Source organism: Mesorhizobium sp. B2-1-3A, assembly GCF_006442655.1.
GTDB lineage: Bacteria > Pseudomonadota > Alphaproteobacteria > Rhizobiales > Rhizobiaceae > Mesorhizobium.
The window spans coordinates 754,897-779,420 of the sequence record NZ_VFWK01000005.1 but is presented as its reverse complement, the minus strand read 5'-3'; the positions used below and the strand labels follow the sequence as shown (position 1 = coordinate 779,420).

The window sequence follows — 24,524 nt, the reverse complement described above, 5'->3', positions numbered from 1 at the left end:
GCGGCCGGAGGAGCTTGACCATCATGATCGACCCCAAAACCGCCAGGCGGGGCCTCGCGCTGGTTTTCACCACGCTGCTGCTCGACATTATCGGGTTCGGCATCATCATGCCGGTGCTGCCGGCCTATTTGCAGGAATTGACCGGGGTCGGCGTCAGCGAGGCGGCCATCGAGGGTGGCTGGCTGTTCTTCGTCTATGCCGCCATGCAGTTCTTCTTCGCACCCATCATGGGCGGCCTGAGCGACCGCTTCGGGCGGCGGCCGATCCTGCTTGCCTCGGTGCTGACCTTTTCCATCGACAATCTGATCTGCGCTATCGCCTGGTCCTATCCGATGCTGTTCATCGGGCGTGTTCTGGCCGGCATTTCAGGCGCCAGCTATTCGACGACATCGGCCTTCATCGCCGACATCTCGAACGACGAGAACCGGGCAAAGAATTTCGGCCTGCTTGGCATCGCCTTCGGCGTCGGCTTCGTCATCGGACCGGTGCTGGGCGGATTGCTCGGCACGTTCGGACCGCGCGTGCCGTTCTATTTCGCCGCCGGGCTCGCTTTCGTGAACTTCCTGATCGCGATGGTCTTTCTGCCGGAAACGCTCGATGAAAAGCATCGCCGCCGCTTCGAGTGGAAACGCGCCAACCCGGTCGGCACGCTTCTGCAGATGCGCCAATATCAAGGCATCGGCTGGATCGGGCTCGTCTTCTTCCTGATGACGCTCGGCCACATGATGTACCCGGCGGTGTGGTCGTTCGTATCCAGCTATCGTTATGGCTGGAGCCAGCAGCAGATCGGCTTCTCGCTCGGCGCCTTTGGCCTGTGTGGCGCGATCGTCATGGCAACGGTGCTGCCGCGCGTGGTCACGAAGCTCGGTGAATGGAAGACGGCGGCAATCGGGCTGACCTTCACGGCTGCCAGCGCCTTCGGCTATGCCTTCGCCACGCAGGGCTGGATGGTCTACGCGGTGATCGTCGTGGGTTGCCTGGAGGCCTTGGCCGATCCGCCCTTGAGGAGCCTCGCCGCCGCCAAGGTGCCGCCTTCCGCACAAGGCGAACTGCAGGGCGCGATGACCTCGATCTTCTCGATCACCTCCATCATCACGCCGCTGCTCTACACGGCGATCTTTTCCTGGTTCACGGGGCCCGGCGCGCCCGTGACCTTCGGCGGTGCACCCTATCTGGTCGGTGCGTGCTTCCTGGTGCTGGCGCTCATCGTCTTCGTCACCAGGGTGGCGAGACCGGCGACGATCACAAATGCCACGACCGACGTCGCGGAAGATGGAGCACAGGCATGAGCCATGACAACCGCATGGTGCTGACCACAGACGGGGTGTCGCTGTCGCGGCTGGTCTTCGGTGCCTGGCGCCTGCTCGACGGCGACGCCCGCCCTGATGCCGATCAGGTCGGGAGGCTGATCGGTGCCGCTGTCGATCTCGGCCTGACCAGTTTCGACCACGCCGACATCTACGGGAATTACGAGGTGGAGGCGGCGTTCGGCGCCGGGCTGGCGCGCTGGACAGGCAAGCGCGAGGAGATCGAGCTGATCTCGAAATGCGACATCATGCTGGCCTCGGCCAACCGGCCGCGGAACCGGCTGAAACACTACGACACCAGCGCCGCCCACATAACCGCCTCGGTCGACCGCTCGCTCGGCAATCTCGGCACCGACTATCTCGACCTGTTGCTGCTACACCGGCCTGATCCGCTGATGGATGCCGACGAGACGGCGTCGGCACTGGCCGCGTTGGTCAAGGCGGGCAAGGTGAGGGCGGTCGGCGTCTCGAATTTCACGCCGTCGCAGTTCGATCTGCTGGCCTCGCGGCTGCCGTTTGCGCTCGCCACAAACCAGATCGAGATGTCGGTGCTGAAGACATCCGCATTGACCGATGGCAGTCTCGACCACGCGCAGCGCCTGGGCTACGCACCGATGATCTGGTCGCCGCTCGGCGGCGGCTCGCTGTTCACCGGCAAGGAAGCCAGGGAAGCTCGCGTGCGGGCAGCACTGGCGGAGGTTGCCGCCGAAGTCGGGGCCGGCGATCTCGCCACTGTTGCCATCGCCTGGTTGCTACGCCATCCGGCCCGGCTGGTGCCGGTGCTCGGTTCGATGAAGCCGGAACGGTTGGCCGCCATGGTCAAGGCGCTCGGTATCGTGCTCGACCGCCAGCAATGGTTCGCGATCCTGGAGGCGAGCGAAGGCCGGCCGGTGGCGTGAGGGTGGGCATTTGCCGAGGTTGTGAGGCGTTCGCGCCGCCCCTCATTGCCCTGCCGGGCGTTCGTCACTCGAAAAGCCAAGCAATTGGCTTTTCGTCCGCTTCGCGCACCGCTCCTCAACTCCCCGTGTAGTGACGGGGAGAAAGACGCTGTATCGCCGCTCGGATCGAGTTAAGCCCGCTCGGCCAGCAATTCCTCGCCGCGCTTTTGCCGGATCAGGTTGACGAAGCGGCGGAACAGATAGTGCGAATCCTGCGGGCCAGGCGAGGCCTCGGGGTGATGCTGGACCGAGAACACCGGACGGCCGGTGAGCGCAATGCCACAGTTCGAGCCGTCGAACAGCGAGACATGGGTTTCCTCGACACCCTCGGGCAACGAGTCGGCATCGACGGCGAAGCCGTGATTCATCGACACGATCTCGACCTTGCCGGTGGTGTGGTCCTTGACCGGATGGTTGGCGCCATGATGGCCCTGGTGCATCTTGGCGGTCCTGCCGCCGAGCGCCAGCGCCAGCATCTGGTGGCCGAGGCAGATGCCGAACACCGGGATGTCGGTCTTCAACAGATCCTGGATGACCGGCACGGCATAGTCGCCGGTGGCTTCCGGATCGCCGGGGCCGTTGGAGAGGAAGATGCCGTCGGGCTGCATTGCGAGGATTTCCTCGGCACCAGTCTTGGCCGGAACCACGGTCACCTTGGCGCCAAGGCCGGCGAGCAGCCGCAAAATGTTACGCTTGACGCCGTAGTCGATGGCCACGACGTGCAGCGACGGATCTGTCTGTTCGCCAAAGCCTTCGTTCCACACCCAGGGCGTCTCGCGCCAGACCGAGGACTGGCCCGAGGTGACTTCCTTGGCGAGGTCGAGCCCGATCAGACCCGACCATGCGGCGGCGCGCTGCTTCAGGTCGTCGAGGTCAAAGACGCCGTCCGGCGCATGCGCGATGACGGCGTTGGGCATGCCCTTTTCGCGGATCAGCGCGGTCAGCGCGCGGGTGTCGATGCCCGACAGTGCGACGATGCCGCGCCTCTTCAGCCACTGATCGAGATCGCCGGCGGCGCGGTAGTTGGACGGATTGGTGACATCGGCCTTGAACACGGCGCCGACGGCGCCGGCGCGGGCGGCCGGATTGAGATCCTCGATGTCCTCGCCATTGGTGCCGATATTGCCGATATGCGGGAAGGTGAAGGTGACGATCTGGCCGGCATAGGAGGGGTCGGTGAGGATTTCCTGATAGCCGGTGAGTGCGGTGTTGAAGCAGACCTCGGCGACGGCGGAGCCGGTGGCACCGAGCCCGCGGCCCTCGATGACGGTCCCGTCGGCCAGCACCAGAAGGGCGGTCGGCTTTTCGGTGGCCCAAGGTGGGGTCAGCGCGGGCGTCGTCTCGGCCATGGCGGCACTCCTATCAGGCTGCGCGCTGCAAAGGCCCGGCGGGCCATCCGCGCAGCAAACGGCGCGGAGCGGCGATTTCGCGGCCTCCACGCATTCAAGCTTCAGTTCATGCAAGGCCCAGTACATAGGGGAAGGGGGCAGGGCGGTCAATGATCATGCGAAATGCCGCCCTGATTTATTTCATCAAGCAATATCAGAGGCTTGAACCACAATATCTGGGTTTGCCTTGGCCAGGCCCCGGCGCTATTGTCCGCGCCGACCGAAGGAGAAAGCATCATGCGCGGAAAAATCGCCGAATCCCTGAAGAGCGCGATGAAGGCGCAGGACAAGCACCGTCTGCCGACATTGCGGCTGATCCAGGCCGCCATCCATGATCGCGACATCGCCAATCGCGGTGCCGGCAAGGATCCCGCCAGCGACGAGGAGATCCTGCAGATCCTGGCCAAGATGGTGAAGCAGCGCGAGGAATCGGCCAAGGCGTTCGAAGACGGCAAGCGGCCGGAACTGGCGGCGCAGGAGCGCGGCGAGATGGAGATCATCCGCGGTTTCCTGCCGACCCAGCTCGATGATGCCGCGATCACGGCCGCGGCGCGCCAAGCGATTGCCGAGACCGGTGCCGCCAGCCAGAAGGACATGGGCAAGGTGATCGCGGCGCTGAAGCAGAAATATGCCGGCCAGATGGATTTCGGCAAGGCGAGCGGCATCGTCAAAGGGCTTCTGCAGTGAGCCCAGGCGTTCTGGCCGTAGGCGCCACCAATGTTCAGGAGCCACCTGGTCCGCGATGTCGGTTACCTTCTCGACCTGGATCCATCTGTGCGCGAGTGGTCGTGTCTCTCGCAGGTTCTCCGCTGCGTCGGCTGTACGGTGCTCATCGCAGTGATCCCCAGCAGCGGAGTTGCCGCCAACGTTGCGCCTGTCATATCACGTCGGTTCATTTTCAACGCCTTGATCGGTCGTGAAACTTTGACCGCTTGCCGAGGGAGGCAGGAAGCGGCTGTCGAGCCATCACATGAAACCAATCATCAATCCTGAGCCGTCGGCCGTATGACGATGCTGCCGACGTCCACATCGGCCGGTTGCTCGATCGCGTAGGCGACACCGCGAGCGATAGCATCGGGCGAGATGGCGAGGTGGCCGATGCGCCTGCCCATGGCTTCCTTGACGGCCGGATCAGTCATTGAATCTGCAAAGTTCGTCGAGATCATGCCTGGTGATATTTCGGTAACCCTGAGGTGTGGTCCACTCTCCTGCCTCAGGGCTTCGGTGATGGTGCGCACGGCATTCTTCGTCGCCGCATAGACGCCCATGGTCGGGAGGATTTTGATCCCGGCCGTCGAGACAATATTGATGATGTGCCCTGACTGCCGACGTTGAAACACTGGCAGCGCAGCAGCGATGCCATAGAGCGTGCCGCGCAGATTGACATCGATCATGGCGTCCCAGTCTTCCACGCGCAGAGCATCGAAGCGCGATATGGGCCCAATCCCTGCATTGTTCACGATGACGTCGAGCTTGCCGTACTGCTCGATCGCCAAACCGACGAGGGCCTCGAGATCGCCGCGCTGGCGGACGTCGGTCGTCTTGTATACGGCCTTGCCCCCCGCGGCCGCGATCTCGTCGACTACGGCGGCCAGTTCATCCTTGCGGCGGGCGCCGAGCACGACGAACGCCCCACGTCGCGCGAGAAGTTTTGCTGTCGCACGCCCAATCCCGCTGCTTGCGCCTGTGATGGCGATGACCTTGTCCACTATGCTCATTGCAATTCTCCTTCACGACAGAGATAAGGCATCGGTCAAGATTTTATATAACGGAATGTCCATGATTTTATCGCAATCGTCTAACACGACGACTGATCCTCTATCCGACGTGTTGCTCGCCCTCGGCGCGACAGTGACTCGCCGCACCCGGCTGGAAGCCACGGGACAGTGGGCCCTCGAATTTCCGGCTCTTGATCGACTGAAGTTCGTGGCGCTGTTGAGAGGAACCATCTGGTTGATCGTGCCGGGGCAAGACGCTCAACCGATGAGCGCAGGTGACGTCTGCCTGATCGGACGCACGACCTACGCGGTGGCCAGCGACCCGACACTGCCGCCTCTCGACGGTCGAGCCCTCTATGACGGCCGCGACGCCGTGCGTCTTGGTGGCGACGAGACAATCGTCCTCGGTGGAAGCGTCACGTTCTCGCCGGGAAACGCGGACTTCCTGCTCGACATGCTGCCGGGCTTCCTGCTGGTTCCTCGGTCCTCGACGGCATCTGGTGCGGTGACGACAATCCTCACGCTTTTGAATGGCGAAATGGAACGGGCCGCCATGGGAAGTCAGATCGTGAGTGCCCGCCTAGCCGATGTGCTTCTGGTGGAGGCGATCCGCGCCTACGCGGAAGGAGCACAGGGCATCCAGACCGGATGGCTTGGCGCACTCTCGAATCCAGGGCTCGGCCGCGTGCTCCGCGCCGTTCATGGAGATGTTGCCCGGCCATGGACGGTGGCGCAACTCGCCAGTGTGGCCGGCATGTCGCGAGCAGCCTTCTCGGCAGCGTTCACCCGCCAAGTGGGACAGCCGCCGCTCGGCTATGTGCGGGCGTGGCGCCTTGCTCTCGCTCATGCGGCGTTGGCCCGTGGCGATGCTGACATAGCAGGCATCGGCAGTAAGCTCGGCTACATGTCGCAGAGTGCTTTCACCCACGCCTTTCGCCGCGCCTTTGGCACTACCCCGAAAACTGTCGCGCGAGCACGATGATCGGCGACGGCCAACGAACCGGTCATCGGTCTCGACCGGAAAGGTTTGGCTGGCCTGTTCGCCGCCGTTCGCGATGCCGAGCTTCGGAGTACGGTAGCGCTGATCAACCGGCCGGCGCTGGTGATCGCCGGCCAGCACGACACGGTGACGGCGGCATGGCGAATTGATCGCCGCAGCCGTGCCGGCGCGAAGCTGCTTTTCCTGCCTGCGGTTACCTGTCGAACGTGGAGTATCGGGCAGAGTTCATAGAGGCCGTACTCGATTTCTTGCGCTGACCGAGAGTCTGGTCTCGTGAGGTCTGCTGTCTCGCGACCTGGAGCAGCGACCTCACGGCGCCTTGCACATCGGCAGCGGCTGCACGGGTGGGGCGGGGTGATCCTTCTTGTACTGGGCGATCACCGGCTCGAGGGTTTTTCGCGGCCAGAATTTCGGCGCGCCGATTTCCTTGAGGCATGATGCGTTCCAATAGGGCGCCTCGCCGGATGGCGAATGGCCTTTGGCCGCCTGCGCGACGGCGGCGATGTCGCGCGATTCCGGATAGATGTAGAGTGTCGTCGGATTGTCCTTCACCATCGCGATGATCTGCCGCGCGTCCGCCGGCGACCAGCTGGTGCAGCCATTGCTGCGGCCACCGGCATACTCGACCAGCTTGCCGAACGGTACCAGGCCATCATGGTCGGCATAGGAGCTGTTCGGGCTTTTGCGCATGCACGTGGCGCGCAGCACTTGCGCGGCATGGCCGCCGATCACCCGTTGTCTCGCATTGGCGGCTTCGCCCTCGCCGTCGAACTGGATGAAGGTGCGCAGGAAGGCGGCATCCTGTTTCGCGCCGGTGCTGTAAAAGCCCTTGAAGGAGGTTTTTGCCTCGCGGGTGACATAGGCGCCGCCGGCGGTCAGCTCCGAATCCATGGCATTGCCGAAGTTCTTGGAGCAGCGCCTGCCATTTGAAAAATCGGCCGTGCCTTTCAGGTTTTTTCCGCTGCCGTGACCTGACGCGATGGCGCGAAACGATTGGCTGGCCTCGCAGACGACATAATACCGGCGCCCCAGCACGCCATTGCCGAGATCGCCGGGACGTGTCGCGTCCATGGCGAAGTAACAGGGATTCCTGACCGCGCCTTGCGCCACCTTTTTCAGGTAGAGCGCACGCGCCCGCTCCAGCACCACGGCCGAGATCTGGCCGTCGTTGTCGCCGACATGGGCCTGCAGCCAGGCCGGAACAGCTGATGGCTGCAAAGCGGCGAAGGATCGGGCCGTCGCCGTCAAGGCGATGACGATGACAAGAAGGCTCAGGGTGACGACCACACCCAATGGGATAGATCTCAACCGCACCGGATCAATCCTCCTGCCGAAGCCATGCGAATCCTTGCGGCGTCATGTCCGCGACCAATCATAAAATGTCCCGCGCCCATCTGCGAGACACATCTTGTTTAGCTTGCCTGCAGCGATCGTTTTGCCATCGGCCAGCGGGATGGCGCACTGCGGGGACGCCTGCGCGCCACCAAGCCAAACTGGACAGGCTGGGAGGACGATCTATAACTACCGAGCGCAAAATAATTATGGATCGTCTGAAATGGATCCCCTCAGTGACATTATTGCCCTTTTGCAGCCCAGCACGGCGATTTCCAAGCCCATCAAGGGGCGTGGCCGATGGGGCGTGCGTTACGCCGCTTATGACGCGCCTGGCTTTACAATAATCGTGGAGGGCGCGTGCTGGATCGCCTTTGCGGGGCAGGATCCGGTCAAGTTCGAAAAGGGAGACTTCCTCCTTCTGCCTTCCACGCCGGCTTTCTCGCTCAGCAGCCACCCAGGCATCGACTGTGAGCTTCGGACGCCGATGGACGTTGCCATCCAGCATGGCGAGCAAGATGGAGACCCGGATTTTGTCGCGCTCGGCGGGACGTTTCGAATCGAGCCGGTCAATGCCGCGCTCCTGCTCGCGCTCCTTCCGAGCGTCATCCACGTGCCGGGATCGCAGGGGCGCTCCTCCAGGCTTGGCAGGGTCATCGGCCTCATCATGGAGGAATGCGAGAACGAAGATCCGGGCAAGGAAATGGTCTTGCAGCGACTGCTCGAGGTTCTGCTCGTCGAAGCGCTGCGATGGCGTGGCATTGGTTCCGGCGCGGCCGGCCTGCTCGACGGGATGCGGGATCCGGCGCTGGCGCGCGTGCTCCGCGCCATGCACGAGGATGTCCGGGCGGGTTGGACGGTCGCGGAACTCGCCAGGATCGCGGGACTCTCGCGGTCGGCCTTCGCGGCTCGCTTCGTGGACGTGCTCGGTTGCGGCCCGATCGAGTACCTGGCCCGCTGGCGCATGGCGCTGGCGAAGGATGCTCTCATTCGCGGCTCAAAAACCCTGGACAAAATAGCCGGTGAGATCGGTTACGAGTCCGCCAGCGCCTTCAGCACTGCTTTCAGGAAACGGCTTGGTTGTTCACCGGGAAAGTTCGCCCGCGACGGTGGCGCTCGCTTGACCGCATAAGCCGTGCCTCGCGCGGCTGGCCTCTTCAAAAGTTCACTTACTCCCGCCCAGTATGAGTTATTTTTGGACAGTTGGAAATAAAAATAGGACTATTGATTATAGATCGTCTGCGTTGGCAAGCCTAAAAAAGGCGCATTGAAACCAACGGAGCTTAGCATGCAAACGATCCTGATCACCGGCTGTTCATCTGGCTATGGCCTTGAGACAGCCCGCCATTTTCTCGTCAACGGGTGGAACGTCATCGCCACCATGCGGACACCGCGGGAGGACATACTGCCGCGCTCGGAGCGCCTGAGGATCCTGCCGCTGGACGTCACCAGCGAGGCCAGCATCTCGGCGACCGTCGAAGCCGCGGGTCCGATCGATGTTCTTGTCAACAATGCGGGCATCGGCGTGGTCGGCGCCTTTGAAGCGACGCCCATGTCGCACATCCGCAAGGTCTTCGAGACCAATACGCTTGGCGTGATGGCCATGGCGCAGGCCGTGATTCCGCAGATGCGCGAGCGCCGGTCCGGCGCGATCGTCAACGTCACCTCAAGCGTCACCCTCGCTGCAATGCCCCTGGCGGCCGCCTACACCGCCAGCAAGCAGGCCATCGAGGGCTTCACCGGATCGCTCGCGCACGAACTTGCCTATTTCGGTATCCGCGCAAAGCTGGTCGAGCCGGGATACGCGCCGACAACACGGTTTACGCAAAATACTTCGGTGCGCATCGAAGACATGATCCCGGAGGCCTATGCCGATTTCGCGGCCCCTATCTTCGCGGCCTTCGCCCAGCCCGCGCTGACCACCAAGGAAAGCGACGTTGCCGAGGCCATCTGGGCCGCTGTCCACGACACTTCGGGCAAACTCCGTTTTCCGGCAGGCCAGGATGCGGTCGCCCTGGCAAACGCTGGCTGAAGTCTCCCGGTGCCCGTGCGGGGTGCAACGATTTTCGCTCCGCCAATTCTACGTCGGTTCGGATTGGGCTATCATCTGATTCTGGCGTGGCCCACGCCTCCTCCCTCCACCGGGAAAGCATTCGTTCATGCGGGGCACTCTCATCACCGAACCGACTGTTCGAGCACCAGGCATAAGGAGGGGTTGCGGAAACTGCTCGCACCAGGAGGTTTTTGAGATGATTCTATCCGCGCCCGTCTACCATCTGAAACGTCAAGCCAGGCTGTTGTCGCGCGAGGCAAAAATCCCGCTCCACCAGGCGCTTGACCGGATTGCCGCGCAAGAGGGATTCGCCAGTTGGAGCCTGCTTGCGGCGAAGCTGTCCGAGACGGCGCCCGCCAGCAGGTTGTTCGCGCAACTGACACCTGGTAATCTTGTTCTGGTCGGCGCGCGACCGGGCCATGGCAAGACGCTGATGAGCCTCGAACTGGCGGTCGAAGCGATGAAGTCGGGCCATCGCAGCGTGTTCTTCACGCTGGAATATACGCAACGCGATGTGCTGGAGCGGTTCCGCGCCATCGGCGTCGACCCGTCCCGTTTCGACCGGCTGTTCGAGTTCGACACTTCCGATGCCATCAGCGCCGGTTATATCGTCAGGGTGTTGGGGTCGGCGCCGCGCGGCACGCTGGCGGTCATCGATTATCTGCAACTGCTCGATCAGAAACGAGAGAACCCCGGCCTGATGGACCAGGTGCGCACGCTGAAGGCTTTCGCGCGCGATAGCGGCGTGATCCTGGTCTTCATCTCGCAGATCGACCGGTCCTACGATCCCGCGAAGAAGCCGGTCCCGGATATCAGCGATGTTCGCCTGCCCAACCCGCTTGATTTGTCCCTGTTCGACAAGGCCTGCTTCCTGAACGAGGGCGAGATCCGCTTCCAGGCGGCTTGAGCGCTCCAGCGGCCAAGGCTATCCCTGCGTGACTGGGAGAGCGTGGATCATGGTCGAGATCGTCAAACCGGCGCTTGAACATCTGCCGTCCTACAAGGCGGCGCTCGAGCGCGGCTGGTCGCCGGACAATGTCCGGCTCATGGAGGCAACGCGCGAGCAACTTGCGGCGATAGAGGATGATCCGGTGGCCTTCCTGGCCAGCCTCGATGATCCCGAAGCCAGGGGCGCCCCGATCTCCTTGCCCGATGGCACGCAAGTGCCGCGCCTGCCGGGATTCCGCCGCTGGATCTGGGATGGCGAGGCGTCAGGCTCGATCGGCTTTCGCTGGCAGAAGGGGACGGCGATGCTGCCGTCGCATGTGCTTGGCCATATCGGCTATGCGGTAGTGCCCTGGAAGCAGCGGCGCGGCTACGCCACCGAAGCCTTGCGGTTGATGCTCGACGAGGCAAGGGCGGTCGGGCTTCCCTATGTCGAGATCACCGCCAAGCCGGGCAATCCGGCGTCACACAAGGTGATCCTGGCCAATGGCGGCAAGCTCGTCGAGCGCTTCTTCGAGGACGCCGCCTATGGCGGGGTGGAGAGCCTGCGGTTCCGGATCGATTTGTAGGCCGCCTCGTCGCCAGAGCGGTTCAGCGTTTCACGGAATCGCAGAACCGCTCTAAGCGCTACGTGCTTGTCCCGGAAAAACCGTTACACTTTTCCTGGAATTGCTTTAGGCCTGAGCGCGCAGCCAGTCGGCCAGCGATGCGCGGTGCTTGCCGGCCCTGCCGGTGAAGGCCTCGGCCGACAGCATGGAGTTCAGCACGGCCTCCTGGGTGGCTTCCGCCGCCGCCCGAAAAAGGAGGTCGATGCGCGCTTCGTTGAGCGCCAGCAGTGGTACAAGATCGCGGCCTTCATCGTGGTCGACCAGATTGCCGGTGCTGAAGGCAATGGCGATGTCGCCGCTGCCATGGCCCCAGAAGGAGCCAAGCGTGGCGATGCCTGCTCCGGCGCGGCGTGCTACCCTTTCGAGCTGGCGGTGTTCGAGCGGCACATCGGTTGCCAGCACGACCATGATCGAGCCGCGTTCGGCCCCGGCCAGCCGTCTGGGATCGGGCCGGCGCCCATCGGGCAGAATGAGGTCGCCCGGCCTGCCGAAATTCGAGAGCACGAGAACGCCAAGGTGATGTTCGCCGCCAAGCGCGATTCTCCTGGACGCCGAGCCGATGCCGCCCTTGAAGCCGAAGCAGCTCATTCCCGTTCCGGCGCCGACATTGCCCTGTTCGACCGCGCCTTCGTGAGCATCCGCCAGTGCGGCGAGGGCGTGTTCTTCGGTTACCGCCAGGGCCTGGATGTCGTTCAGCGGACCGTCATTGCATTCGCCGACCACCGGATTGACGGTTCCGGTGGTGCGGCCGATATCCGGATTCTGGCGGATGGCGTCGCGGATCAGCGCCGTGGCGCAGGTGCCGACCGAGAGCGTGTTGGTCAAGAGAACAGGCGTTTCGAGGGTGCCGAGTTCCTGCACCTGCGTCAGGCCGACCGTCTTGCCGAAACCATTGATGACATGGCTTGCCGCCGTCACCTTCTTGCGGAACAGATTTCCGCCATGCGGCAGGATAGCGGTCACGCCGGTGTTTATGTCGCCGCCGCGCAGCGTGCGGTGGCCGACGCGCACACCGGGCACGTCGGTGATCGCATTCAGCGCGCCCGGCGGCAAGGTGCCACAGGTCAAGCCGAAATCCCTGACAGTTCCGGTCATGCGTCAGATGTGCTCATCGGCGCAGAGCGCGTGGTCGGACAGCGCGCGGATGACGTAGCAGTCGCCGACCGTGTTGCCGTCGCAGCAAGAAGCGATACGCTCCAGCTCGGTTTCCAGCCGCTTCAGCTGGGCGATCTTTTCGCGCACGGAAACCAGCTGCTCCTGCGCGATCTTGTCGGCATTGCCGCAAGGCTGCTCGGGATGGCTGCTGAGCTCGATCAGCGAGCGGATGTCCTCGACGGCGAAGCCCAGGTCACGGGCGTGGCGGATGAAGGCCAGCCGTTCCAGTTCCTGCCTGGAGTAGCGACGCTGGTTGCCTTCCGAGCGCTCGGGGGCCGCGACGAGGCCCATCTGCTCGTAATAACGGATGGTCGGCACCTTGACCCCGGTGCGGCGGGAGAGATCACCGATCGAAAACATGTTTTTGCCTCTTGAAGCTCTAGTGACTAGAGCAATTACATTGGCTGACATCAAGGTTCAAGGCCCGGCGCGTCAAGCCGGTGAAAGAGCAGACAGGTGATGTGATGACGGCTCCTCTAAAGCAGACACGGTTCAGGATCGGCGGCATGGATTGCGCCTCCTGCGCGGCCAAGATCGATACGGCGGTGCGCCGCCTCGACGGTGTGGCCGATGTCTCGGTTTCGGTGACCGGCGCCTCGATGACCGTCAGCCATGGCGGTCCGCTCAACGATGACAAGGTGCTGCAGCAGGTGGCGCGGCTGGGCTACGGCATCGTCAAGGCGGAGGCCCGGACCGGTGGGCCGGCGGCCAGGGCGCATGATCATGCCGCTCATGACCACGAAGGCTATGACCACGAAAGCCATGACCACGAAGGTCACGACCATGGCGGCGGCCAACAAATCACCAAGGAGGCCGCAGGGTCATCCCATCTCCACAGCCATGCCGAGCCTGGGCAGGCGTGGTGGCGCAGCCGTCGCGCGGCGCTGACGCTGGCCTGCGCGGCAGCGCTTCTGGCCGCCTATGGCATCGGTCATCTGTATCCCACGACCGAGCGCTGGGTCTTCCTGGCTGCCTTGCTGGTCGGTCTCGTTCCGATCGCGCGGCGTGCGCTGATGGCGGCACTGGCCGGCACGCCGTTCTCGATCGAGATGCTGATGACCATCGCCGCTGTTGGGGCCGTGATGATCGGTGCCACGGAAGAAGCGGCAGCTGTCGTGGTGCTGTTCCTGATCGGGGAGCTTCTCGAGGGTGTCGCCGCCGGCCGTGCGCGGGCCAGCATCCAGGGTCTTGCCGATCTGGTGCCGAAGACGGCGCTGGTCGAGCGGGAAGGCGGCACGGTTGAAGTTCCCGCCGAACAGCTTGCTGTCGGCGACGTCATCACGGTGCGGCCGGGCGACCGCATCCCGGCCGATGGCGAGATAACGGAGGGTTCGAGCGACATTGACGAGGCGCCGGTGACCGGCGAGAGCACGCCGAAGCGCAAGAGCGTTGGAGAGCCCGTCTTCGCCGGTACGATCAACAGCGACGGCGTGCTGAAGGTGCGGGTCACTGCGGCCGCTTCCGACAACACCATCGCCCGCGTCGTGCGGCTGGTGGAGGAGGCGCAGGAGGCCAAGGCGCCGACCGAGCGCTTCATCGACCGCTTTTCACGATACTATACGCCCGGTGTGCTGGTGGTCGGCGCGCTGGTGGCGGTGCTGCCGCCGCTCGTCGCCGGCGGCGACTGGAACGAATGGATCTACAAGGGCCTGGCGATCCTTTTGATCGGCTGTCCCTGCGCGCTGGTCATCTCGACGCCGGCCGCGATCGCCGCGGGTCTGGCCACCGGCGCCCGGCGGGGCCTGCTGATGAAGGGCGGCGCGGTGCTGGAAGGTTTCCGCCGGATCACGGCGGTGGCCTTCGACAAGACCGGCACGCTGACCGCGGGCAAGCCTGTCGTGACCGACATCGTCGCGTATGATCGCGATCAACGCAGCGTGCTGGCGCTGGCGGCGGCACTCGAGCAGGGCTCCAGCCATCCGCTGGCGGTGGCGATCCTGGACAGGGCCAAGGCGGACAAGGCACCGGTGCCGCCGGCGCTCTCGGCAAAGGCGATCTCCGGCAAGGGGGTCGAGGGCAGCGTCGGCGGCGTCGCCGTCTTCCTCGGTTCCGGCCCGGCGGCGGGTGAACGCGCCGACATGACGCAAGCGCAGCGCCTTGCCATCGACAGCCTCAACGGCCAAGGCAAGACCGTGTCGGTGCTGGTGGCCGATGGCGTGGTGGCCGGGCTGATCGCCATGCGTGACGAGCCGCGGCCGGACGCGGCGGCGGGCATCGCGGCGCTGAAGGCCGAGGGCATCCGCGCGGTGATGCTGACCGGCGACAATCGTCGTACTGCTGAAGCCATCGCCGTCTCGCTCGGCATCGAGGCGCGAGCGGAACTGCTGCCGCAAGACAAGCAGCGGATGATCGGCGAGTTGCAGCGCGAAGGGCTGACAGTGGCCAAGGTCGGTGACGGCATCAACGACGCACCGGCGCTCGCCGCCGCCGACATCGGCATCGCCATGGGCGGCGGCACCGATGTGGCGCTGGAAACGGCGGATGCGGCGATCCTGCATGGCCGCGTCACGGACGTTGTCCGGATGGTACGGCTGTCGCGTGCGGTGATGGCCAATATCGGCCAGAATATCACCGTGGCGCTGGGGCTGAAGGCAGTCTTCCTGGTCACGACCATCTTAGGCATCACCGGCCTCTGGCCGGCGATCCTGGCCGACACCGGCGCCACGGTGCTGGTCACCGCCAACGCCATGCGCCTCTTGCGCTGGCGCGGGTGAGGGTTTGTGGTGGGCTACTCGGCCGGGGCCGTGAGCGGCGGCGTGGCGTTGCTGCGCGCTTCCCAGATTTGGGAGACGACGGCCACGACCACGGCCACCAGCATCGCCAAAGCTCCGACCACCGGCAGGCTGCGGTAGCCGTAGCCGGCATTGAGCATGGCGGCGCCCAGCGACGCGGCAAGCGCGATGCCGACATTGAACCCGGACGGGATCAGCGAGGAGGCGAGGTTGGCGGCATCCGCCGTCCACGCCAGGATGCGGGTCTGGATCGGCGTGCCGATGGCGAAGTTGAGGCCGCCCCAGATGACGATCGCGATGACCATCGGCACGGGGTAGGGGCTGACGACGTAGATCACCGCCAACGTCACCGCCTGTAGGCCAAGCATCGTGATCAGCGACGGCATCAGCTTCCAGTCGGACAGCTTGCCGCCGAGGAAGACGCCGAGCGTGGCGCCGACGCCGTTGAGCAGCAACACCCACGGCACCAGGTTCTCGTCGAGTCCGGTGACCTCCAGCAAAGTCGGGGTGATATAGGTGAACAGGCAGAACTGGCCGAGCATCAGCATGAGCATCAGGATCAACGAGGTCCAGACCTGCTGGCGTGCGAGCACGCGGACCTCACGGGCAAGGCCGGCGGGCTTGGCCGATGAGCCGGTGGTGCGCGGCAACAGGGCGGCCATGGCAAGAGTTGCCGCCACGCCCAACCCGCACATCACCCAGAAGGTGGCGCGCCAGCCCCAGATGTTGCCGATCGCAGTGCCGGCCGGCACGCCGATGACGTTGGAGACGGTGAGGCCGGACAGGATGACCGCCACCGCCATGCCGCGTTTGTCTTCGGGAACGAGGCCGACAGCGACCACCATGGCGACGCCGAAATAGGCGCCGTGCGCAACCGCGACGGCAATGCGCAGAAGCAGCATGGAAGTGAAGTCTGGCGCCAGCGCGCAGGCCGCCTGGCCGATGGTGAAGGCGACGGCGAGGCCGAGCAGCAAGGTTTTGCGCGGCAAGGACTTGGTCGCGAGCGTCAGCAGCGGGCCGCCAATGGCGATGCCGCAAGCATAGCCGGAAACGAGATAGCCGGCGGATGGGACCGAGACGCCAAGCCCTTGTGCCACCTGCGGCAGCACGCCGGCAATGACGAATTCGGTGGTGCCGAAAGCGAAAGCGGCGATGAACAGGGCGATAAGCGGAAGCGACATGGGGAAGCCTTGGCTGGAACGGCCTCAAACCACGGATGGACCGCGGGGGCAATCCAGAAATTTTTGTCGCGACTTTAGGTTTTCTTGACCGGCAGCTTCAGGCTGTGGTCTTGCGGCCATAGGGGATCTTCAGCCACGCCCGCTCGTGGAAATAGTAGAGCAGGGACTTGGTGAAGACCTCGGTTATGCCGATGGCCGCGGCGAGCTTGACGCTTCCGGTCACGACCAGGGAAATGATCAGCGTGTCGATGGTGCCGGTCATGCGCCAGGACAGCGCCTTGGCAAAACTGCGCGAATGGGTGTCCATCGATTCCTCCGAAAGCCTGGGCAGCCGATCCTTATCCTGACTGGCGGAAGCGGAGCAAAGGTATTTTGCCGTCAAGTGAGGACGGCAGCCGGTGGGGTGACTTCAGCTCGCCTTCAACCTTGACCCCGTCAGCAGGCCGCGCTCTTCGAGCACCGGGTAGGCCATCGACGCCAGCAGCGAGTTGATCTGCTTCAGGTCGCGAATGGTGTCGAGATGGATCGAACTGGTCTCGACGCTCTTGGCAGTGCCTTCGCGCAGCCGCAGGAAATGGCTGGCGCTGGTTTCCTTCTCGCGGTCGCGCAACTGGTCCTTTTCCAGCACCAGCTGGCGGGCGGTTTCGGGGTCGCGCGAGACCAGCACGTTGAAGGCAAGCCTTGCATTGGCCAGCACCGAGCTGTGGAAGGCGCACAATTCGCTCCAGCCTTCGTCGGTGAATTCCAGCCCGCGATCGAACTTCTTCTTCACATGCACCAGCATGTTGCGCACGATGATGTCGCCGACCTGCTCGAGCTTGACGCAGGCGCCGATCAGTTCCTGGCAACGCAGCGCCTCGTCCTCGGTCAGCGGGTTCTTGGTGACCTTGGCGAGGTAGAGTTTTATGGCGGCATGCTTGCGGTCGACGCGGTCGTCGAGGGCGGCCAGCGCCTTGATCTTGTCGGCGTCGGCGCTCTCATAGAGCTCGATGATGCGTTTCAGCATGATCTCGACCGTCTCGCAGACCCGCACCACCTCGCGCGTGGCGTTGGCCAGCGCCTGGCTCGGCACGTCGAGCGCGCTCTCGTTGAGCGCCGACAACTCGACGACGTCGAGCGAGGCCGTCGGCTCCGGCTTGGTGCCAAGCGCCACGATCTTCTCCGAAGCGCGGTAGACGAAACCGGCCAGCGGCAGGCCCGCCAACAGGATGATGACGTTGAACAGGATGTGGGCGTTGACGATCTGATCGGCGGCCGTCGCGCCGAGGAAGCCGACATGCGGCCGGAAGATCATGAACAGGATCAGCATTACCAGCGAGCCAAGCCCGCGCATCAGGAGATTGCCGATCGGCACGACGCGTACGCCGGGTCCGGCCGAGCGGGTCAGCATCGGCGCGATGATGGAGGAGCCGAGATTGACGCCGAGGATGAGCACGACGCCGAGTTCCGGGCTGATCAGGCCACGGCCGGCCAGCGTCGCCATCAGCAGAACCGCCGCGATGCTCGACTGGAACAGCCAGGTGATCAGCGCCGCCAGCAGGTAGGCGGTGATGGAATCGCTGGAGAAGTAATTGATGATGACCGGCATGAGCTGGCTGTTGCGCAGCGGCTCCGACGCCTGGCCGATCATTTCCAGCGACAGGATCAAAAGGCCGATGCCGACCAGGATGCGGCCGGTCTGGCGCCAGTCGCGCCGTTCGGTGGCCATGAACATCACCGTGCCGGTGATCAGGCAGAGCGGCACCAAAAGCGTGAGGTCGAAGGTCAGCAGCTTGACCACCAGCGCCGAGCCGATCTCGGCGCCACGCACGGCCAATTGGCCGGCGGCACCCGAAACGATGCCGGAACCGGCGAAGGAGCCCACCAGAAGCGTCACGGCGGTCGAGCTTTGCAGCGCTATCGCAAGGCCGGTGCCGGCCAGCACCGCCATGATTGGATTGCGCATGGTGGCGCGCAGACGATGGCGCAGCACATCACCATAAGCGCGTTCGACGCCGGTCTTGACCATGCGGGTGGCAAACAGCATCAGCGCGACCGCGCCGGCCAGATGCAGAAGGACGACGGAACCGCTCATTGCGGCGCCTGCAAGCGGGCGGGGCGCGCGGTGCGGACGGCGCGGCGATCAGGAAGGAAAGCGAGGGTACGAATCATGGTCATGGCAGTCGTCATCTATAGCCGAAATATTTTAGCCGGATAATAAAATCTTGTCGATTTCAAGGGGCCGCCGCAGGGCGACAGGCCGTGTCGGGAAATGGACGGGTGCGCAAATGGTTGCATCGCCGGGTCGCGGCGGGGCGGGGCGGCGGCCGGTTTGCCATGCTTGTGGCCGCCGTCTTTGCGATCATGTTCAAATATTCGAAATAAGCGGAGGATTTCATTACACAATTGTAATGCTGCCGTTCAGTTTCAGTTCATCCCTTGGCCGCTATTCCTCGGGCATCGACAACCAAGGAGACTTCTCATGAAACGCATTGTCCTTTCCGCTCTCGCTGTCGCGATGCTGGCCGCCACCTCCATGACCGGTCAGGCCGCGCCGATGAACGCGCCGGTCGCGCCGCAGTCGAATTACACCAAGGTCGACTGGCAGAAGCCGGGCCACCACAACGACGTGAGGAAGCGCGTCTACAAGAAAAAGGTCGTCGTGAAGCGCAACAACTGGCGCAACGGCCAGAAATATTCCGGCTGGAGGCAGCACCAGCCGATCCGCGACTATGGCCGCTACGGCCTGCATCGTCCCGGGCGCGGCCAGGAATGGATCCGCGTCGGCAACGACTACGTGCTGGTCGGCATCCTCTCCGGCGTCATCTTCGGCGCGCTTGCCGCGCAGTAAGGTTCGATCGCCGGATTGAGCTGGGAAGGGCGGCCCGCAAAGGCCGCCTTTCTTTTTTCCGTTTGCATCCGGCCTTTTGCAGGATGAAGTCGGCTTGCCTCAAATATCGCAATATGCGATATTCTGGGAGTGAAGCGGGTTATCCTTCTCCCTCTGGCTGCCAAGGCACTGCGAAAGCATCGGGCGGACGCGGAGAGAATCCTGTCGAAGATAGAGGCATACGCCGATGACCCGAGCAGCCTTGCCAATATGGTCAAGGCCTTGCAAGGGTCGACTGCCCTGCGTTTGAGGGTCGGCGACTATCGGGTGGTGTTCGAGGAGACGGATCAGGAGATCATCGTCACCAAGATCGGACCGCGCGGATCGGTCTATGATTGAAGGAATACCGAGATGAGCAACATTGCCTATGTTACGACCCCGGGCGGCGAGGAACTGGCTATCCTGCCGCGCAGCGAACTGGACGCTTTGCGTGAATCACTGGAGCATGCGCAGGCGCTTGGTGGGTTTCGTGCGGGTCAGCTTCCTGGCCTTGCGCCGGATGAGGCACGCGATCTTGTGGTCGCAACCTCTCCACTCGCCTTCTGGCGCAGATATCGCAAGCAGACCCAGGCCGTGCTTGCCGCCTCCGTTGGCGTGACCCAGAACTATCTCTCGGAAATCGAGAATGGAAAGCGCGGCGGGGACGTCGCGCTTTGGCTGCGGCTGGCTCGTGCTCTCGAACTGCCGGTCGAGAGTCTGGTCGACGAAGGCGATTGATCGACGGAATCTCTGCGCCGCCGCCTTTTGCCCTGTGGAAACCGGGTATGGCCCGTATTGGGGGTCGTCGGATTTCGCTGGTATGCTTATATGGTGGGGAAACGAGTTCCCTCAATGCGCTTTCCGCCCGCCTTTCTCGACGAGATCCGCGATCGCGTGCCGATTTCATCTGTTGTCGGCCAGCGCGTCGCGTGGGATCGCAAGAAGACCAATACGTCGCGCGGCGACTATTGGGCCTGTTGTCCGTTCCATGGCGAGAAGAGCCCGTCCTTCCACTGCGAGGACAAGAAGGGCCGCTACCATTGCTTCGGGTGCTCGGTCTCGGGCGACCATTTCAAGTTCCTCACCGAACTCGACGGAATGAGCTTTCCCGAAGCGGTCGAGAAGATCGCCGACATGGCCGGTGTCCCGATGCCAGTCCGCGACGTCCAGGAGGAACGGCGCGAGAAGGAACGCGCCAGCCTGACCGACGTCATGGAAATGGCGACCGCCTTCTTCCAGGAACGGCTGCAGGGACCCGAGGGCGCCAAGGCCCGCGCGTATCTGCGCGACCGCGGGCTGACGCCGGCGACGCAGCATTCGTTCCGGCTCGGCTTCGCGCCCGACAGCCGCAATGCCTTGAAAGAGCATCTCGCGGCAAAGGGCGTGCCGAAAGCCGATATCGAGGCCTGCGGGCTGGTGCGCCATGGCGACGACATTCCGGTCTCCTATGACTGGTTCCGCGATCGCATCATGTTTCCGATCCCGGATTCGCGCGGCAAGATCATCGCCTTTGGTGGCCGGGCGCTGGCCCCCGATGCGCTGGCCAAATACATGAACTCGCCCGACACGGAGCTCTTCCACAAGGGCAATGTGCTCTACAATTTCGCCCGTGCCCGCAAGGCCCTGGCCAAGGGCGGCACGGTGATTGCCGTCGAAGGCTACATGGACGTGATCGCGCTGGCGCAGGCCGGTTTCGAGAATGTCGTGGCGCCGCTCGGCACCGCGCTTACCGAAAACCAGCTCGAGCTGTTGTGGCGTATGGCGCCGGAGCCGATGCTGTGCTTCGACGGCGACAAGGCCGGGTTGAAGGCGGCGTGGCGTGCCGCGGATCTGGCATTGCCCTCGGTGCAGGCCGGGCGCTCGGCGCGCTTCGCGCTGCTGCCGGAAGGCAAGGATCCCGACGACCTCGTCAAGGCCGAGGGGCCGGACGCTTTCCGCGCGGTGCTTGCCGATGCACGGCCGCTGGTCGACCTGTTGTGGATGCGCGAGACAGCGGGCGGTGTCTTCGACACGCCGGAACGGCGGGCGGAACTGGGAAAGACGCTGCGGGAGTTGACCAGCCGCATCCGCGACGAAAGCACGCGCTATCACTACCAGCAGGAAATGCGTGAGCGGGAAAAGAGCTTTTTCGGCTCACAGCGCGATGTGCGGCAAGGGCGCCAGGAGTGGAAACCGGGGCAGGGCAAGGCAGCCGCACCCGGCGGACAATTCGCCAAGCCTGGCGGCGGCCGCATGGCGATCACCGAAAGCCTCGGCCAGTCGGCGCTGGTCAAGCGCGGCAGCGAGGGCATGTCGGTGCGCGAGGCGACGATCATCGTGGCGCTGGTCAACCATCCGGCGCTGATCGACGAGAACTTCGCCCATGTCGAATTTCTCGACCTCGCCAATTCCGAGCTGCAGCGGCTGCATGCCGCCATCCTCGACGCGATGGCGCATGACATGGCCAATGACCGCCATGCCGTGGTGACGACGATCGAGCGCGCCGGCTGCGCGGAGATCTGGGAGCGCGCCGTCGGCCTGATCCGGCGGGCGCGGCAATGGCCGGCGCTGGAGACGGCCGCACTCGACGATGCCCGCGATGCTCTGAACCAGGCCCTGCACTTGCAGCGCAGCGCGCGCACCTTACATAAGGAGCTGAAACAGGCGGAAGCGGCTCTCGAAGCGGATCCTTCGGACGAAAACTTCCGCCATCTGATCGAAATTCAGGCGCAATTTCAGGATGTACAGGCGACGGAAGCGCTGATCGAAGGATTTGGCGTTTCGTCGGGCAGGGCCGGGCGAGCCTAAGTGCAGCTGAGTACAGGAATGAGAGCGTGGCCGGGCTTCCCCAAGGGGCAGGGCGCGCTAAGTCGGGTAATTGATTCGCTTTTTTCATGCGAATCATGCCAGAGGCGCTTGACCTTCCGACAGAATGGCGGAATCAGGACGATTCGAAACGTTAACCCGCACCCGCGCCGACGGGAAATGAGCGATGTGAGGTACTGGTCACTGGACAGGCAGGCCGCCTGCCACAGATATCAGGGTTAATCTGGACTTAATGCATGTCGCCCAAGAGTGGTCACCCAAGAGTGGAACCGGTTTTTGGGGTGACGGCATGCACCAAACAAAAGAGATGATGCGGTTAGTGGCCCGGTGAGGCGCGTTTCAAAAAACGAGCGTATCCGATTTGACTGGTCCGACAGCTTACGCGGCCCCAAAGTTTGGCCGCTAGGAGAAGATAAAAATTATGGCGACTAAGGAAAAGGAAGAGGTCGAGACCGAACGCGAAGGCGCCACCGATGGCCCTCTGCTCGACCTTTCCGATGATGCTGTCAAGAAGATGATCAAGGCCGCCAAGAAGCGCGGCTATGTCACGATGGACGAGCTGAATTCGGTGCTGCCTTCCGAGGAAGTGACCTCCGAGCAGATCGAGGACACGATGGCAATGCTGTCCGACATGGGCATCAATGTCGTCGAGGATGACGAGCAGGGCGAAGAGGCCGAGGCCGGCGACACCGCGGCGGACGCCGAGGAAGACGCCAACGAACTGGCCGAACAGACCGGTACGGCGGTCGCCGCCACCACCACCAAGAAAGAGCCGACCGACCGCACCGACGATCCCGTGCGCATGTATCTGCGCGAGATGGGCTCGGTCGAGCTGCTGTCGCGCGAGGGCGAAATCGCCATCGCCAAGCGCATCGAGGCCGGCCGCGAAACGATGATCGCGGGCCTGTGCGAGAGCCCGCTGACCTTCCAGGCCATCATCATCTGGCGCGACGAACTCAACGAATCCAAGATCCTGTTGCGCGAGATCATCGATCTCGAAGCCACCTATGCCGGCCCCGAAGCCAAGCAGGCGCCGGTGGTCGAGCGCATCGAGGAAGCGCCCAAGGCCGAGGAAAAGCCGCGTCGCGGGCGCGACGATGAGGACGACATCACCAATGTCGGCGCCGATACGCGCGGCATCGGGGACGACGACGAGGAAGACGAGGACGAGGCCAGCCTGTCGCTGGCGGCGATGGAAGCCGAACTGCGCCCGCAGGTGATGGAGACGCTCGACGTCATCGCCGACACCTACAAGAAGCTGCGCAAGCTGCAGGACCAGCAGGTCGAGAACCGCCTGGCCGCCGCCGGCACGCTGTCGCCCAGCCAGGACCGCCGGCTGAAGGAGCTGAAGGACCAGCTGATCAAGGCGGTGAAGTCGCTGTCGCTCAACACCGCGCGCATCGAGGCGCTGGTCGAGCAGCTCTACGACATCAACAAGCGCCTGGTGCAGAACGAGGGCAAGCTGTTGCGGCTGGCCGAAAGCTACGGCGTGCGGCGCGAGGAATTCCTGAAGGAATATCAGGGCTCGGAGCTCGACCCGAACTGGACGCGCTCGATCGCCAACCTGACCTCGCGTGGCTGGAAGGAATTCACCAAGAACGAGAAGGATGCGATCAAGGACCTGCGCGCCGAGATCCAGCACCTGGCCACCGAAACGGCGATCTCGATCCTGGAATTCAGAAAAATCGTCAACCAGGTGCAGAAGGGCGAGCGCGAAGCCGCGATCGCCAAGAAGGAAATGGTCGAGGCCAATCTGCGCCTCGTCATCTCCATCGCCAAGAAATACACCAATCGCGGCCTGCAGTTCCTCGACCTGATCCAGGAAGGCAATATCGGCCTGATGAAGGCGGTCGATAAGTTCGAATACCGCCGCGGTTACAAGTTCTCGACCTACGCGACATGGTGGATCCGGCAGGCGATCACGCGTTCGATCGCCGACCAGGCCCGCACGATCCGCATCCCGGTGCACATGATCGAGACGATCAACAAGATCGTGCGGACCTCGCGCCAGATGCTGCACGAGATCGGCCGCGAGCCGACGCCGGAAGAACTGGCCGAAAAGCTCGCCATGCCGCTCGAAAAAGTGCGCAAGGTCTTGAAGATCGCCAAGGAGCCGATCTCGCTCGAAACGCCGGTCGGCGACGAGGAGGATTCGCATCTGGGCGATTTCATCGAGGACAAGATGGCGATCCTGCCGATCGACGCGGCGATCCAGGCCAATCTGCGCGAGACCACCACGCGCGTTCTGGCCTCGCTGACGCCGCGCGAGGAGCGTGTCCTGCGCATGCGCTTCGGCATCGGCATGAACACCGACCACACGCTGGAAGAAGTCGGCCAGCAGTTCTCAGTCACCCGCGAGCGTATCCGCCAGATCGAAGCCAAGGCGCTGCGCAAGCTCAAGCACCCGAGCCGGAGCCGCAAGCTGCGCAGCTTCCTCGATAGCTGAGTTTTATCCGCCGCGAAGAATTGAGGGCGCCGATTGGCGCCCTTTTTCGTTTTCAGGCATCAACGGAA

Annotated in this window: 23 protein-coding genes; 15 read left to right on the top strand and 8 right to left on the bottom strand. The window is 63.8% G+C overall.

Translation table 11 applies throughout. The features are described from left to right. Nucleotides 1-23: 23 nt before the first annotated feature. Together FJ977_RS24125 and FJ977_RS24120 are read left to right on the top strand one after the other, a co-directional pair. On the top strand, nucleotides 24-1,289 hold the full coding sequence (locus FJ977_RS24125; RefSeq protein WP_140774644.1) for a TCR/Tet family MFS transporter: 1,266 nt from the start codon (nucleotides 24-26) through the stop codon (nucleotides 1,287-1,289). After that, nucleotides 1,286-2,206, top strand: a complete 921-nt coding sequence (locus FJ977_RS24120; RefSeq protein ID WP_140774643.1) for an aldo/keto reductase — start codon at nucleotides 1,286-1,288, stop codon at nucleotides 2,204-2,206. The genes FJ977_RS24125 and FJ977_RS24120 overlap by 4 nt, the downstream gene beginning before the upstream one ends. A gap of 170 nt (nucleotides 2,207-2,376) precedes the next feature. On the opposite strand, the gene carA is transcribed toward FJ977_RS24120, so the two are convergent. Further along, a complete protein-coding gene (carA, locus tag FJ977_RS24115; RefSeq protein ID WP_140774642.1) occupies nucleotides 2,377-3,594 on the bottom strand; it encodes a glutamine-hydrolyzing carbamoyl-phosphate synthase small subunit in 1,218 nt (405 codons plus the stop codon). 276 nt (nucleotides 3,595-3,870) lie between these two features. Between carA and FJ977_RS24110 the strand changes: the two genes are divergently transcribed. Continuing rightward, entirely contained in the window at nucleotides 3,871-4,320 is a 450-nt protein-coding gene (locus tag FJ977_RS24110) for a GatB/YqeY domain-containing protein (RefSeq protein ID WP_140774641.1), read from the top strand. Between the two features lie 296 nt (nucleotides 4,321-4,616). Here FJ977_RS24110 and FJ977_RS24105 read toward each other — a convergent pair whose 3' ends face one another. Continuing rightward, nucleotides 4,617-5,351 (bottom strand): SDR family oxidoreductase, encoded by a 735-nt coding sequence (locus FJ977_RS24105; RefSeq protein WP_140774640.1) that lies wholly within the window; start codon nucleotides 5,349-5,351, stop codon nucleotides 4,617-4,619. On the opposite strand from FJ977_RS24105, the gene FJ977_RS24100 reads away from it, so the two are divergent. Together FJ977_RS24100 and FJ977_RS24095 are read left to right on the top strand one after the other, a co-directional pair. After that, a complete protein-coding gene (locus tag FJ977_RS24100; RefSeq protein ID WP_246683323.1) occupies nucleotides 5,344-6,333 on the top strand; it encodes an AraC family transcriptional regulator in 990 nt (329 codons plus the stop codon). The two genes, FJ977_RS24105 and FJ977_RS24100, sit on opposite strands and share 8 nt — an antisense overlap. Nucleotides 6,334-6,378: 45 nt before the next feature. Beyond that, on the top strand, nucleotides 6,379-6,582 hold the full coding sequence (locus FJ977_RS24095) for a hypothetical protein (protein WP_246683303.1): 204 nt from the start codon (nucleotides 6,379-6,381) through the stop codon (nucleotides 6,580-6,582). A gap of 78 nt (nucleotides 6,583-6,660) precedes the next feature. Here the strand turns inward: FJ977_RS24095 and FJ977_RS24090 are convergent, their stop codons facing one another. After that, complete coding sequence (locus FJ977_RS24090; protein ID WP_140774639.1) at nucleotides 6,661-7,665, bottom strand: hypothetical protein; 1,005 nt, start codon at nucleotides 7,663-7,665, stop codon at nucleotides 6,661-6,663. Between the two features lie 241 nt (nucleotides 7,666-7,906). Here FJ977_RS24090 and FJ977_RS24085 point away from each other — a divergent pair, with 241 nt between their 5' ends. From FJ977_RS24085 to FJ977_RS24070, 4 genes are all read left to right on the top strand, one after another. After that, nucleotides 7,907-8,815, top strand: coding sequence for an AraC family transcriptional regulator (locus tag FJ977_RS24085; RefSeq protein ID WP_140774638.1), 909 nt, complete (start codon nucleotides 7,907-7,909; stop codon nucleotides 8,813-8,815). Nucleotides 8,816-8,971: 156 nt separating this feature from the next. Then, nucleotides 8,972-9,715, top strand: coding sequence for an SDR family oxidoreductase (locus FJ977_RS24080; protein ID WP_140774637.1), 744 nt, complete (start codon nucleotides 8,972-8,974; stop codon nucleotides 9,713-9,715). 217 nt (nucleotides 9,716-9,932) lie between these two features. Then, on the top strand, nucleotides 9,933-10,643 hold the full coding sequence (locus FJ977_RS24075; protein ID WP_140774636.1) for a DNA helicase: 711 nt from the start codon (nucleotides 9,933-9,935) through the stop codon (nucleotides 10,641-10,643). A 49-nt stretch (nucleotides 10,644-10,692) separates the two neighbouring features. Further along, on the top strand, nucleotides 10,693-11,250 hold the full coding sequence (locus FJ977_RS24070; RefSeq protein ID WP_140774635.1) for a GNAT family N-acetyltransferase: 558 nt from the start codon (nucleotides 10,693-10,695) through the stop codon (nucleotides 11,248-11,250). Nucleotides 11,251-11,355: 105 nt separating this feature from the next. Here FJ977_RS24070 and FJ977_RS24065 read toward each other — a convergent pair whose 3' ends face one another. Both FJ977_RS24065 and FJ977_RS24060 read right to left on the bottom strand, forming a co-directional pair. Continuing rightward, the gene (locus tag FJ977_RS24065; RefSeq protein WP_140774634.1) at nucleotides 11,356-12,384 is read right to left on the bottom strand and encodes a P1 family peptidase; all 1,029 of its coding nucleotides are present in this window, start codon (nucleotides 12,382-12,384) and stop codon (nucleotides 11,356-11,358) included. 3 nt (nucleotides 12,385-12,387) lie between these two features. Continuing rightward, nucleotides 12,388-12,804, bottom strand: a complete 417-nt coding sequence (locus tag FJ977_RS24060; RefSeq protein ID WP_140774633.1) for a helix-turn-helix domain-containing protein — start codon at nucleotides 12,802-12,804, stop codon at nucleotides 12,388-12,390. A gap of 104 nt (nucleotides 12,805-12,908) precedes the next feature. On the opposite strand from FJ977_RS24060, the gene FJ977_RS24055 reads away from it, so the two are divergent. Further along, nucleotides 12,909-15,158 (top strand): heavy metal translocating P-type ATPase, encoded by a 2,250-nt coding sequence (locus FJ977_RS24055; RefSeq protein ID WP_140774632.1) that lies wholly within the window; start codon nucleotides 12,909-12,911, stop codon nucleotides 15,156-15,158. 14 nt (nucleotides 15,159-15,172) lie between these two features. Here FJ977_RS24055 and FJ977_RS24050 read toward each other — a convergent pair whose 3' ends face one another. The 3 genes from FJ977_RS24050 to FJ977_RS24040 all read right to left on the bottom strand — a co-directional run bounded on the left by FJ977_RS24050 (nucleotide 15,173) and on the right by FJ977_RS24040 (nucleotide 18,431). After that, on the bottom strand, nucleotides 15,173-16,357 hold the full coding sequence (locus tag FJ977_RS24050; protein WP_140774631.1) for an MFS transporter: 1,185 nt from the start codon (nucleotides 16,355-16,357) through the stop codon (nucleotides 15,173-15,175). A gap of 97 nt (nucleotides 16,358-16,454) precedes the next feature. Next, a complete protein-coding gene (locus FJ977_RS24045) occupies nucleotides 16,455-16,664 on the bottom strand; it encodes a DUF2061 domain-containing protein (protein ID WP_140774630.1) in 210 nt (69 codons plus the stop codon). Nucleotides 16,665-16,766: 102 nt separating this feature from the next. Beyond that, a complete protein-coding gene (locus FJ977_RS24040; RefSeq protein WP_140774629.1) occupies nucleotides 16,767-18,431 on the bottom strand; it encodes a Na/Pi cotransporter family protein in 1,665 nt (554 codons plus the stop codon). Between the two features lie 387 nt (nucleotides 18,432-18,818). Between FJ977_RS24040 and FJ977_RS24035 the strand changes: the two genes are divergently transcribed. From FJ977_RS24035 to rpoD, 5 genes are all read left to right on the top strand, one after another. Further along, nucleotides 18,819-19,187, top strand: a complete 369-nt coding sequence (locus tag FJ977_RS24035) for an RcnB family protein (RefSeq protein WP_140774628.1) — start codon at nucleotides 18,819-18,821, stop codon at nucleotides 19,185-19,187. A gap of 129 nt (nucleotides 19,188-19,316) precedes the next feature. Then, a complete protein-coding gene (locus FJ977_RS24030) occupies nucleotides 19,317-19,565 on the top strand; it encodes a type II toxin-antitoxin system RelE/ParE family toxin (protein ID WP_027026768.1) in 249 nt (82 codons plus the stop codon). A gap of 12 nt (nucleotides 19,566-19,577) precedes the next feature. Then, the gene (locus FJ977_RS24025; RefSeq protein ID WP_140774627.1) at nucleotides 19,578-19,943 is read left to right on the top strand and encodes a helix-turn-helix transcriptional regulator; all 366 of its coding nucleotides are present in this window, start codon (nucleotides 19,578-19,580) and stop codon (nucleotides 19,941-19,943) included. A gap of 114 nt (nucleotides 19,944-20,057) precedes the next feature. Next, complete coding sequence (gene dnaG, locus FJ977_RS24020) at nucleotides 20,058-21,992, top strand: DNA primase (protein WP_140774626.1); 1,935 nt, start codon at nucleotides 20,058-20,060, stop codon at nucleotides 21,990-21,992. Between the two features lie 439 nt (nucleotides 21,993-22,431). Beyond that, on the top strand, nucleotides 22,432-24,456 hold the full coding sequence (rpoD, locus tag FJ977_RS24015) for an RNA polymerase sigma factor RpoD (protein WP_056578576.1): 2,025 nt from the start codon (nucleotides 22,432-22,434) through the stop codon (nucleotides 24,454-24,456). Nucleotides 24,457-24,524 lie beyond the last annotated feature (68 nt).